This window comes from Microcystis sp. CS-574 (assembly GCF_028329095.1).
In the GTDB taxonomy this organism is placed as follows: domain Bacteria; phylum Cyanobacteriota; class Cyanobacteriia; order Cyanobacteriales; family Microcystaceae; genus Microcystis; species Microcystis ichthyoblabe_A.
Genome location: NZ_JAQMSY010000157.1, coordinates 1 through 12,007, shown reverse-complemented (window position 1 = coordinate 12,007; position 12,007 = coordinate 1). Strand labels below are relative to the sequence as shown.

At 41.5% G+C, this 12,007-nt stretch carries 11 protein-coding genes; 4 read left to right on the top strand and 7 right to left on the bottom strand.

The features are described 5' to 3' along the window. Positions 1-560 precede the first annotated feature (560 nt). From hemJ to nusB, 3 genes are all read left to right on the top strand, one after another. Positions 561-1,148, top strand: a complete 588-nt coding sequence (gene hemJ, locus PN470_RS12475; RefSeq protein ID WP_002739167.1) for a protoporphyrinogen oxidase HemJ — start codon at positions 561-563, stop codon at positions 1,146-1,148. Between the two features lie 340 nt (positions 1,149-1,488). After that, entirely contained in the window at positions 1,489-2,952 is a 1,464-nt protein-coding gene (locus tag PN470_RS12470) for a DNA phosphorothioation system restriction enzyme (RefSeq protein WP_271939489.1), read from the top strand. Positions 2,953-3,090: 138 nt separating this feature from the next. Next, the gene (gene nusB / locus PN470_RS12465; RefSeq protein ID WP_002778380.1) at positions 3,091-3,744 is read left to right on the top strand and encodes a transcription antitermination factor NusB; all 654 of its coding nucleotides are present in this window, start codon (positions 3,091-3,093) and stop codon (positions 3,742-3,744) included. Between the two features lie 24 nt (positions 3,745-3,768). Here nusB and PN470_RS12460 read toward each other — a convergent pair whose 3' ends face one another. Continuing rightward, on the bottom strand, positions 3,769-4,236 hold the full coding sequence (locus PN470_RS12460; RefSeq protein WP_103113112.1) for a CYTH domain-containing protein: 468 nt from the start codon (positions 4,234-4,236) through the stop codon (positions 3,769-3,771). A gap of 10 nt (positions 4,237-4,246) precedes the next feature. Continuing rightward, positions 4,247-4,657, bottom strand: coding sequence for a lactoylglutathione lyase (gene gloA, locus PN470_RS12455; RefSeq protein ID WP_002738911.1), 411 nt, complete (start codon positions 4,655-4,657; stop codon positions 4,247-4,249). Between the two features lie 421 nt (positions 4,658-5,078). Here gloA and PN470_RS12450 point away from each other — a divergent pair, with 421 nt between their 5' ends. After that, positions 5,079-5,837 (top strand): PulJ/GspJ family protein, encoded by a 759-nt coding sequence (locus tag PN470_RS12450; protein ID WP_103113111.1) that lies wholly within the window; start codon positions 5,079-5,081, stop codon positions 5,835-5,837. 114 nt (positions 5,838-5,951) lie between these two features. On the opposite strand, the gene trpE is transcribed toward PN470_RS12450, so the two are convergent. From trpE to PN470_RS12425, 5 genes are all read right to left on the bottom strand, one after another. Beyond that, positions 5,952-7,472 (bottom strand): anthranilate synthase component I, encoded by a 1,521-nt coding sequence (gene trpE, locus PN470_RS12445; protein ID WP_002738459.1) that lies wholly within the window; start codon positions 7,470-7,472, stop codon positions 5,952-5,954. 134 nt (positions 7,473-7,606) lie between these two features. Continuing rightward, entirely contained in the window at positions 7,607-8,032 is a 426-nt protein-coding gene (locus tag PN470_RS12440; protein ID WP_002740397.1) for a photosystem I reaction center subunit II PsaD, read from the bottom strand. A gap of 317 nt (positions 8,033-8,349) precedes the next feature. Continuing rightward, positions 8,350-9,987: an ABC transporter permease gene (locus tag PN470_RS12435; protein WP_272104611.1), complete on the bottom strand. Its 1,638-nt coding sequence runs from the start codon at positions 9,985-9,987 to the stop codon at positions 8,350-8,352. A gap of 79 nt (positions 9,988-10,066) precedes the next feature. Further along, entirely contained in the window at positions 10,067-10,876 is an 810-nt protein-coding gene (locus PN470_RS12430) for an MBL fold metallo-hydrolase (protein ID WP_272104610.1), read from the bottom strand. Positions 10,877-11,088: 212 nt separating this feature from the next. After that, positions 11,089-12,007: RNA-guided endonuclease InsQ/TnpB family protein (locus PN470_RS12425; protein ID WP_272104609.1), on the bottom strand; the 919-nt coding region annotated here is incomplete at its 5' end.

Below are 12,007 nucleotides of genomic sequence, written 5' to 3'. Positions count from 1 at the left end.
TTTGTGCTTTTTGTCAAAAAAACTTTTTTTTTGCAATAAAACTACACAAAAAAAAGATCATCGTTGTGGGTGAAATTGACTCATTTACCTGTCTTAATTAGGATCACCTTCTAGGTGTGGCAAGGGTTTCAACCGTTGCTGCCCAAAAAAGCACAGAAAAACCCATTATGAAATTCAGTAAAATCGCTGTAACCAGCATAACATCGTTGTTAAATAAAAATCTTTCTCAATTAATTTTTAAGAATTTGTAAATATTGCGGAATGTTAATTTAAATATTCTCAAGTTTGTGGAGTCAATAAATAATTTTTGCTTATCTTTGTCCAACATTGGGTTAGGAGACAGTTATCAGTTATCAGTTATCAGTTATCAGTTATCAGATGTGAGTTTTTAGTTTATTGTTTACTGAAAAAGCTCCCCACACCCCACACCCTACACCCCTCTCCCTTCTCCCTGCTCCCCAATCCCCATTTTCCGTCTAAACTTTTGTATAGGGATGGTCTGGGAAAGCATGGATAACTCTTAGACTAATTAATTCGGGACTCACATCACAATATAGACTATGGCTTACTATTGGTTTAAAGCATTTCACCTGATTGGGGTAGTTGTTTGGTTTGCGGGACTATTTTATTTAGTACGTTTGTTTGTCTATCATGCGGAGGCAGCAACACAAACGGAACCCGCACAAGCTATTCTGAAAGCACAATACGAGATCATGGAGAAGCGACTCTACAATATCATTACCACACCGGGGATGATTGTCACCGTGGCCATGGCGATCGGTTTAATCTCCACAGAACCAGAAATTTTAAAATCGGGATGGTTACATATTAAATTATCCTTTGTGGCTCTTTTACTGCTCTATCATTTCTACTGTGGTCGCATCATGAAGAAGCTAGAAAAAGGGGAATGTAATTGGACGGGACAGCAATTTCGGGCTTTAAATGAAGCACCAACCCTGTTATTGGTAGTTATTGTCCTTTTGGCTGTATTTAAGAATCAATTACCCCTCGATTTGACCACTTGGTTAATTGTAGCTTTAGTGGTATTAATGGCAGTGACAATCCAACTTTATGCTAAAAAACGTCGCCAAGATCAAGAAAAACTTCGGCAAAATACTCCCCAAAAAGAAGAAGTAGCGACCAGGTAAATTATTCTAATCATTGCCTAGGTTTCTAGGATAAAAGTTAAAAGTGGTTTGATAGCTGTGGGATGGACTAAAAAGACCATCCCAATTGTATAGGGAGCAACCTTTAGTTTTTAGGTTTTTGACTTTCTGCTATTTTTAAACTTATACCAAAACTATTTATAATACTGTGATAAACTGCCAAGCTATGGATTGTTTCTCCCACTTCCCACCATCCTATACCTTTTAAACAGGATTTAGTATTATAAACCTCTTGCGAACAGGAAACGCTATAAATAAAAACAATCTCCTGACGACCGACTACTAACCCTAACAACAATTTTTGATTTTTACAAGAGGTTTTATGAATAGTTGCTGGATAGATTGGGAAAAAATAACTAGGGATTTTCTCAGTTCCCACAAAATCAAGCAAGTTGCTGAATTGCGAGGATTCTATCGAGTCAATCCTTCTGGTATTCCTAGAATTCCTCCCAATTTAGAGTTGAGAGACTACCAAAATACAGCGATTATCAGTTGGTTTCGTAATCGGGGACGAGGAACTTTAAAAATGGCCACCGGCAGCGGTAAAACCATTACTGCTTTAGCTATTGCCATGGAACTTTACGAAGCGATAGAACTGCAGGTATTATTAGTAATTTGTCCCTATCGTCACCTAGTCAATCAATGGCAACGAGAAGCGGAAAAATTTAATCTTAAACCGATTTTAGCCTACGAAAGTGTCCACACATGGCAAAGTCAACTATCGACAGAATTATATAATGTGCAAGCGGGTAATCAAAAATTTGTCACTATTTTAACTACTAACTCAACTTTTATTAGCGAGGGGTTTCAATCACAAATCAAATTTTTTCCCGATAAAACTTTAATTGTTGGTGATGAAGCCCATAATTTAGGTTCCCCCCGATTAGAAGAATTATTACCCCGTTCTTTAGGTCTAAGATTGGCTTTATCTGCCACTCCTGAAAGATATTTTGATGAGGAAGGAACCGACGCTATTCTTGATTATTTTGGACAAATTCTACAACCAGAATTTACCCTAGCTGATGCTATTAGCAAAGGTGCTTTAGTTAATTATTTTTATCATCCAGTCTTGGTTGAATTAACCGATAATGAGGCTTTATTATACGCAAAATTGACCCAGAAAATTGGCTGGACTTTGCAGAAAAATAGTAATTTAAATGGCAATGAAAATTTAACAGCATTGCTAATGCAAAGATCGCGATTAATTGGTTCAGCGAGTAATAAATTACAGGCTTTACAACAATTGATGCAAGAGCGTTTAGATACGGATCATACTTTATTTTATTGTGGGGATGGTTATGTAGAAAATTATACGGCTAATTATCGTCGTCAGGTAGAGGCAGTTACTCATTTATTAGGCAATCAATTAGGTTATCGAGTTGCTACCTACACCGCAGAAACTTCCCTAGAAGAACGAGAAAAAATTCGCCAACAATTTGAGGAGGGTTATCTGCAAGGATTAGTGGCAATTAGATGTTTAGATGAGGGAGTAGATCTACCATCAATTCAAAACGCAGTCATTCTGGCTAGTAGTGGTAATCCTCGACAATTTATTCAGCGTCGCGGGCGAATATTGCGCCCCCATCCCGATAAAAAACAGGCCACTTTATTTGATATGATTGTTATGCCACCCACCTTAGATCGAGAAACCTGGGAAGTAGAAAGGAATTTATTACGCAAGGAATTAAAACGCTTTCTAGAGTTTGCTCAATTAGCTATTAATGCTCAAGAAGCTGAGACTAAATTAGGGGAGATTCAAGATAGATATTGTCTTTTGTCTAATTAAAACTTGAAAAGTTAAATCTTTGGCGGCTTTTATGCTAAAATAGAAGTTAGTCAAAAATTGATCGCCGAGAAAAATTAACCCAACCGAATAGCGATCGATAAAGTTGTATAATTTTCTTTCCTCTCCTTCTAAACTTCTATGCCTCCCCGTCAACAACCCCGTCGCATTGCTCGAGAACTTGCCCTTTTGAGTTTAAGTCAGATTAAAGGCAATCCTGAAAACCTGGAACAGCAAACTTTAAACGATTTAATTTTAGTCGCAGTTAGAACCTTAACCCTAGAAATTCAAGAAACCTTAGAAACTGCCGCTGCTGAAATTAGTCGTGGTAATGAACGGATTCTCGCTAGTGATACTAAGGCAACAAATCTAAAAAGCGCCCAAACTATGGTAAAAGAGGCAATTTCTCTTACCCACAATGCCATTAATCGTTTAGGAACCGTGATAGATTTTCCCGAAATTGTCCAGTTATCTAGTCAGTATGAAGTGCGGGAATATGCCCTAGAATTAATCGGTACAGTCTATCGTCGTCGTGGGGAAATCGAACAGGAATTAACTGGCGCTTTAGTGGATTGGCAACTGCATCGTTTACCGAGAATCGATCGGGATATCCTGCAAATTGCCGTGGCAGAAATGCTCTATCTCGATATACCTCAAAAAGTAGCAATTAATGAGGCGATCGAATTAGCCAAACGTTATTCTGATGATGAAGGTTATCGTTTTATTAATGGCGTTCTCCGACGGGTAACGAATAAGCTAAACGAAGCAGAAAAAGCCCTATCTACCCAGAGTTAAACTGGGAGTAAATTAATACTACAATCACCACATTTTATAGGGAAATTTCTGTAAATTGATATTGTAGTATCGCTCATCTCCCGTGACTTCTTCCCCGATCCAATCGGGAATAGTAATGACTTGATCCTCTTGTTCTAACTCAATTTCAGCCATAATCAAACCTTGATTATCTCCCAAAAATTCATCAACTTCCCAAGTTAAATTATCCAGACAAATGCGATGACGAATCTTTTCAATTAAAGGTTTTTTACAGAGGTTTTCTAACATGAGCGCCGCATCTTCTAGGGGAATTACATACTCGAATTCTTGGCGACTAATGCCCTCAGTCTTGCCTTTAATGGTTAAATAACCCCGCTCTCCAACCACACGAACCCGCACAGTTGTCAATCCATCTTGGGTAGGAATATATCCCTGACGATACAACTTCCCAGTCGCAAGCAATCGCCAGTCATCCCCTTTAACCAGAAATTTCCGTTCAATTTCAACAGACATAAGTTTTTGATTAAGCCGTAGTCACGGCAGCACCCTGGGTTCCTAGTTGAATTAACTCGATCTTGTAGCCATTAGGATCTTCCACGAAAGCAATCACCGTAGAACCGTGTTTCATCGGGCCTGGTTCCCGGGTGACATTGCCACCAAGAGATTGAATTTTCTCACAGGTGCTATAGATATCATCCACGCCTAGGGCAATATGACCGTAAGCATTACCGACCTCATAGCGATCGACTCCCCAATTATAGGTCAGTTCGATGACAGCATGATTAGCCTCATCGCCATAACCGACGAAAGCGAGGGTAAATTGACCATTGGGATAGTCTTTCTGGCGCAATAACTTCATTCCTAGCACATCGCAGTAAAATTGTAGAGATTCCTGCAAGTTATTGACCCGGAGCATGGTGTGTAAGAGACGCATGATTATTTAGATGACATCGATCGAAAAATTACCTATCCTTGATTGTAACCAGTCCTTGGGCCCTCTTATCTCCTTGAGGGTCAACAATTATACTAATACAAATGTACGGAATTAGCTGTAAAACCACTTACTCCCATAATAGCTGTGAACAAAATCAGCTCTCTGGCCATACTTCAATCACTATCTATGGGATTTTTTAGGCTATGATGTGGTTAGTGGTGAAGTTAGTTAGGTCAAGAAATTTTTGATCGGGAGTTTTCTAGGGAAATTTTGAAGGCAGTAGGTGGTAGTAAGTTTTCAGTGGTTTCCGAAAACACCTTTTGAGTTGATTGACCGATAGTTGAATAAAACCTCTGTGACTGCAATAAATACCAAATATTTAGGGGGGTACAGAACAGAGAAATTGGCACGGGTTAAAGCTATGCGTTTTTATTTAGGGTACATCAATCACCTAGGCCGTTTACAAAAAAAATCCGCTCGGTTGGTTCGACAAGCTCACCAACCAGTTCGACAAGCTGGTTTTTCGGTTACAGAAGTTTTACTGGCAAGTTTGATGATGCTGATTGCCATCTCGGTGGCGGGAATTGGCTTAACTAACCTGCTCAGAAGTAACTATCGAGCTAATGCCGGTACTGAAATCCAAAATAATCTTAATCGGACTCTAGAGTTTGTTTCAGATGACCTGAGACGAGCAAGAATTATCGCTGATTCTGAAGATGCGATCACGAGTACTAAAGTACCCACAGGAGCGCGAGCAGTTCTAGCTTTCCAAATTTCCGACCCCAACAATCCCGGTCAGGCTCCGCTCAGTGAACAGATCGTTTACTATACCCAAAACAGTCAGACTGGAGATAGCTTGACCGGTCTAGTCTTGTGGCGCTATGGTCCAAACTTGGACGAAAATGGCAACTACATCACCCCCGAAGATATTGATTCTTGGATACCTTCCCCCGTCACCGATATGTTAGCAGCGGCTGCTAATAACCCCAATTGTCCTACGGGTTTTACCCGAATCCCCGCAGATACTGTGGACGGTTTTTATGCCTGTATTCGCGCGGGTGGTGGTCAAGTGATTTTGAATGCCAACGCTGAGGTAGAGATGACTACTGTGACTAATGGAAATAGGGATAAAGTTGACTACTCTGTCAGCACCAGAGTTTCCCCCAGAGCTACCGATTAAGTATTTTTCCTCGTACCCCCCCAGAGAGTACCACCAACCCATGAAGTTATTCAAGGCTCCGATCGTTCCTGGTAATGAGGTTAAATAGAGAAGGATGATCCCGGTCTAAAAAATCTAACTTAAACAGCGAATTGCCTCCAATAAACCCCTGGCTTTGTTGAGGGTTTCTTCATACTCCTTCTCCGGCTCAGAATCGGCTACTAACCCCGCTCCCGCTTGCACAGAAACCAGATAATTTTGATTACCTTGGGGACGAACAATCATAGTGCGGATTGTGATGGCACTATTTAACTGTCCCTCGAAATCGTAGTAACCATAAACCCCTGAATAGGGACCACGACGACAGGGTTCTAATTCATGAATAATTTCCATAGCGCGAATTTTCGGGGCCCCACTGACAGTTCCCGCCGGAAAACAAGCTTTTAATAAATCCCAAGCACTTTTATTGGTTGCTAAATCCCCCACCACATTACTAACAATGTGCATAACGTGGGAATAACGTTCAATTATCATTAATTCATCCACTTTGACCGTACCTCGATCGCACACCCGGCCTAGATCATTTCTACCCAAATCCACTAACATAATATGCTCGGCAATTTCTTTGGGATCTTGCAATAAATCTATTGCTAAAGCTTGATCTTCACCGAAGTTTTGTCCCCGGCGACGGGTGCCAGCAATTGGTCTGACAGTGGCTCTTATTTTACCTAATTCGTCCCGTTCTGCCTTAACCATCACTTCAGGACTAGAGCCAATAATTTGCCAATCCTTAAAGTTATAAAAAGCCATGTAGGGAGAAGGATTAATCAGACGCAAGGAACGATATAAATCGAAGGGATGACCATGATAATTGGCATTTAAACGCTGGGAAATAACCACCTGAAAAATATCCCCCGCTTTGATATAATCCTTGGCTTTTAGGACATTTTGACAGAATTTTTCCTGAGTTGTATTGCTTTCATAAACTAATTCTTTTCCCTGACCAACTGGTAATAATTCTAGGGTTTTGGCATTAGTTGGTAGGGGTAATCGTAACTTCAGAACTAACTGTGTCACTCGATCGCAAGCCGCTTGATAAGCGGCTGCTAAATCGGGATTATTACCCCGGATATCGGCATAAGCGATCGCCCAGATTTTCCGTTTAACTTGATCGAAAATAATCAGATTATCCACCTGCATCCAAATACCATCCGGTAGATCCGCATCCGTAGCGGGATAAATAGGCACTCGCGGTTCAATCCAATTAATTAATTCATAACCCCAAAAACCAAATAAACCCCCTATTCCTGCGGGTAATTGCGGCAATTTAACCGGCACGATCGGGGCTAAACATTGAGTTAAAATCTCGAAAGGATCCCCCGAAAAAATCTCTTGAGAACCATTGCGAAAAGTTTGGGTGGTGGTGTTTCCCCGCGCTTCCAATACCCAGACGGGATCGCCGCCTAAAAAGCTGTAGCGTCCCAAGGTTTCGCCCCCTTCCACCGACTCTAATAAAAAATTGTAGGCTTGATCGGCACAAACTTTATACCAGGCCGAAACGGGTGTTTCTAGGTCAGCGACCCATTCTTGATAGACAGGAATAAAGTTACCTTGGCCAGCCAGTTCACGAAAGCGATCGAAGTCGGGGAAGATCATATTTTGATGGTTCAGGAAACGGATAGCACAACACTTGTAGCCGATTGCGATCAGAGAAATCGAGAGTCGGAAGTCAAATCTTGGGGCTAAATAGCTTCTAAATCTAACTCCCCACTCTCGATTTTAGGGTTTATTTATGCTTCGTAGGGAGTGACACCAGAGAACTTAATTGTCGCTGGTTCGGGGTTTTTGCCGATATTGCGGTCTTTTTTGCCGAAAAATTCACGACCAGCGTTAACTTTTTCGGGGAAGACACCATCAGCAGGGTGGAGATACTGCACTTCACCACTGGGATAAATCCGATAGATTTTGTAATCTTCGATTTTGGGCTTAAATTTCGTCCGGAATTGGGTACCAAGAGCGAGCGCGTGTTCTTTGCGGGCCAAATAGAGGAGATTTTCGCCTTCGTTCATGATAGCGGCGCCACCGGTGGGCATTTCAAAGACTTGTTCTTTGCTGCTTGTCCAGGTGATGGCGTACTTTTCTTCCAGATCGGCTTTGGCGAGTAAACCGCCCGTGCTGCCACCGAACTTAGGAGCTTTTCCAGAAAGTTCTGTCATAGGATTTTGTTCTCTCTACACAAATAAAGAAAAGGGGTTTTAGGGAATCCTATCACTGACACCCCCCCTCTCTAGTAGTCTTGTCAAGAACTGTAACATTATTTTGTACTAGACTATAGAACTAGGATTTACCGACAAAGTTTTTCGTGGAGGCAGGGTGTGGGGTGTGGGGTGTGGGGTGTGGGGAGAATAAATAAAATAATCTCCTGTCTCCTGTCTCCTGTCTCCTAACCCCACCAACAAACTTTTTGCCGCAAACCCTAAATAGAACTAAGCTGCTGGCCGATCGCCAACTTGTCTAGGAATCGACCACCACTTTAATCGATCGCCCGTCGGGAAATTTGCCAACTTAAAAAAATTACCGGAATTAATCCCACTAAGACAATGGCCAGGGCCGGGGCCGCCGCTTCCACTAAACGTTCATCACTGGCGTATTGATAAACGCGCACCGCTAGGGTATCAAAATTAAAAGGTCTTAACACCAAAGTAGCGGGTAATTCCTTCATCACATCGACAAAAACTAACATAGCCGCCGTCAATAATCCCCCCGACAAAAGAGGAATATGCACTTTAATTAAAGTGGCACTGGTGCCATAGCCAAGGCTGCGGGAAGCATCATCTAAACTAGGTTTAATTTTACTTAAACTCGATTCTAACGTGGAAAAAGCTACGGCTAAAAAGCGGACAATATAGGCAAAAATCAGACAGAAAATCGTGCCGCTCAGAATTAAATTGATATTTAATCCTTGATTGAAAAAGTTATCTAATTGGCCGAGAGGAATTAAAACCCCCACGGCGATAACAATGCCGGGGATAGCATAACCAGCGGCCGCAATCCGCACAGAACCCTTAAGAGTTTTATTCGGATTAAGTCTTTCCCCGTAGGCGAGAATTAAAGCTAAAACTACCGCAATAATTGCGCTTAAACTAGCCAGAAAAAAACTGTTTAGTGACAAACTAAAAAAGTCATTATTAAAAGTTTCTTGGGCATGATTAAAGGCTAGATAAGCTAGATAAAAAGCAGGGGCAATAAACCCAAGAAATACCAGCACAAAACAGGAGATCATTGCCAAAAAACTGCGAACAAATCCTAGTTCGTACTTAGTCGGTGACTGGAAACGATTGGTCATTTCATAGTAACGAGCTTGACGACGGGAGGATTGTTCAAGGAAAACTAAAACGAGGATAAATACCATTAAAACTGTGGATAATTGTCCCGCTGCTATGCGATCACCCATACCGAACCAAGTATTATAAATTCCCGTAGTAAAAGCATTAATACCGAAATACTGCACCGTACCAAAATCATTCAAAGTTTCCATTAAAGCTAGGGCTAATCCTGCCATAATTGCCGGTCTTGTTAGGGGTAAAGCGACGGTAAAAAAACTGCGCCAAGGGTTACATCCCAACGAGCGACTTGCTTCCACTGTGCAGACAGATTGTTCTAAAAAACCGACCCTTGCTAACAGATAAACGTAGGGATAAAGCACCAGTATTAACATCAGAATCCCCCCCCAAAGAGAACGGATATTAGGAAACCAATAATCTTCGACACTATTCCAACCGAAAACGCTTCTTAAGAAGGTCTGCACCGGACCAAAATAGTCCATCATATTGGTATAAGTATAGGCCAAGAGATAGGCAGGAGCGGCAAGGGGTAGTAATAATAACCATTGAAATTGTTGACGACCGGGAAATTGACACATCGTTATTAACCAAGCGGTGCCAACACCGATGATTAAAACACCGCTACCCACCCCACCCATTAACCAAAAAGAATTAACTAGATAATCCCAGAGAACAGTTTCGATCAGATGTTGCCAGACTTGACTGGAATTAGTTAATAAACTACTGGCCACCGATAAAATTGGCAGGGAAACAAGCAGGGCAATTAGTAAAACTGCAATTGTCCATCCCTGTCTAAAAAAAGAGCGAGATTCTTTCAGCAAAAACATTTTTAATAAGATTGTTAAAGCAATTTTTAGAGAACTAGGAGATGCTCTAAAGCAGGCCTAGGTCAATGGCTCCTAAAAGTTAGGATTTCTCTAACAGATTGCGGTAGTCAAACACGCGAATGAGCGTCCCTTTTTTCGGTAAATCGGCGGCACGAATCCGTAATTTATTGTCCCCGATTAAACGGATATTTTTATCCTTGACTAACTTGAGAAACTCATCTACAGACACCAATTCACAGGCATTTTTATCGGCGGCACTGGTGAAGTATTGCGTCGGGACAGCTATTCGCGGTTGTAAAACTTCGATCGCCTGTTTTGCCTCTTGGGGATTATAATTTTTTGGACCACCTCCCACGGGAATAAAAGCTAAATCCGGCGAACCCAGCAGAATTCTTTGTTCTAATTCGAGCGGGGCTGCTGCCCCCCCTAAATGGACAATACTAATCCCTGCTTGGGTCCAACGCCAGGCCACATTCATGCCGAAACGTTGCCCTCCCATGCGATCATGGGCGATACTAATACCCTGGAATTTTAATTTACCCAGATCGTAGGCCCCCGGCTCAAACAAAATTTTCGGATTACCGGGTAAACCCTCGGCAGCCCCTTCATCCCACAGTTGACTACTAATTAAAACGATATCTGCTTCTACTTTTGGCAAAGGAAAACCCGCCGTACAACCAATGGCCCGGAAAGGATTAACTAGGACTCTTTGTCCTCCTCCGGTGAATAAAAAGCAACTATGACCCAACCATTGAACTAAGAGGGAATCATCGGGTTTTTGAGCGGGAGTGGGGTTAGTTGGTTTGGGTTTAGTTTCCGCCAAAACTGAGCTTACTGTCACGGTTAAGAAACTTGTCCCCGCCGATAAGATAAAATCTCGCCTTTTCATAAATGTAGATGCAGAATTAATCAAGTTAAGTAGGGAGGCACAATTATTTGTCGGATGGGTTAGCGGTAGCGTAACATGAGCGGGTGTTGGGTTTCATGCTTCAACCCAACCTACGTTCATCTTCTATTTAATTCCACCCACCCACTTAAGGTTAATTTCAGGGGTTGGGGATTATTGACACTCCCATCGCGCTTATGCGAGGGATTCTTGGTTCACTGACTCAAGTTGTCTTGACAGGTATTGCTACCAACCAAGATAGAGCTTAAATCTCCCCAAGCGTTTAGGTCTGACGACCAGCTTCCGATATGCCCTATCGTAGCTTTTTTGAGTATATTCAATGCCGCCATTTTGTCTCTATCTTCCACATATCCGCAGGAACAAACATGAGTTCTAACTGATAGAGACTTTTGGATTAACCGACCACAATTAAGGCATTCTTGACTGGTATAGGCGGGATTAACTGCAATAGTTAATCTGCCGTATTTAATGCCAAAATACTCAATCCATTTTCTCAATTGTGACCAACCAGCATCATTGATACTCTTAGCTAGTTTTCGATTACGCACAAGGTTCTTGACTTTTAAATCGACCTGTGCTATCAAGTCGTTTGACTGAATTAAACGGAGTGCCAATTTTTTAGCAAACTCTTCTCGTTGCCTACTTACTTTTAAATGTCCCTTGGCGTATTTTTGACTAGCTTTTTTGTAGTTATTAGACTGCTTTTGTCCTCTCTTAAACTTTTTCGACTTTCTTCTATTCAGTTTATTAAGACGCTTCTCGGCTTTTCGATAATACTTAGGAGGCTCTACTGTATTCCCGTTGCTGTCAGCATAAAGATATTTTAACCCCATATCTAATCCTAGGCAATGACCCGTCGATTCTGATTGTGGGGTTATATCTCTAGCATCGAGTTTTAGCATTAACTGGCAATAATATCCATCAGCCCTTTTAACTATTCTTATCCGTTGAATTTGCCATTCTTGAAAATAAAACAAGTCTCGACTACCAATTAGTTTTAACTCCCCAATGTTTTTTCCGTCAGTGAAAGTTATTCTCTTGGAATTTCGATTAAGTTTCCAACCTGACTTTTTAAACTCAACAGAATGAGTACGTTTAGAGTATTTAGGATAT

Excerpts from the sequence above, each read along its gene's own strand:
- PN470_RS12440 (WP_002740397.1), bottom strand. The coding sequence starts at position 8,032 with ATGACAGAACTTTCTGGAAAAGCTCCTAAGTTCGGTGGCAGCACGGGC.
- hemJ (WP_002739167.1), top strand. The coding sequence starts at position 561 with ATGGCTTACTATTGGTTTAAAGCATTTCACCTGATTGGGGTAGTTGTT.
- PN470_RS12435 (WP_272104611.1), bottom strand. The coding sequence starts at position 9,987 with ATGTTTTTGCTGAAAGAATCTCGCTCTTTTTTTAGACAGGGATGGACA.
- PN470_RS12470 (WP_271939489.1), top strand. The coding sequence starts at position 1,489 with ATGAATAGTTGCTGGATAGATTGGGAAAAAATAACTAGGGATTTTCTC.
- PN470_RS12460 (WP_103113112.1), bottom strand. The coding sequence starts at position 4,236 with ATGTCTGTTGAAATTGAACGGAAATTTCTGGTTAAAGGGGATGACTGG.
- PN470_RS12450 (WP_103113111.1), top strand. The coding sequence starts at position 5,079 with ATGCGTTTTTATTTAGGGTACATCAATCACCTAGGCCGTTTACAAAAA.
- PN470_RS12430 (WP_272104610.1), bottom strand. The coding sequence starts at position 10,876 with ATGAAAAGGCGAGATTTTATCTTATCGGCGGGGACAAGTTTCTTAACC.
- gloA (WP_002738911.1), bottom strand. The coding sequence starts at position 4,657 with ATGCGTCTCTTACACACCATGCTCCGGGTCAATAACTTGCAGGAATCT.
- nusB (WP_002778380.1), top strand. The coding sequence starts at position 3,091 with ATGCCTCCCCGTCAACAACCCCGTCGCATTGCTCGAGAACTTGCCCTT.
- trpE (WP_002738459.1), bottom strand. The coding sequence starts at position 7,472 with ATGATCTTCCCCGACTTCGATCGCTTTCGTGAACTGGCTGGCCAAGGT.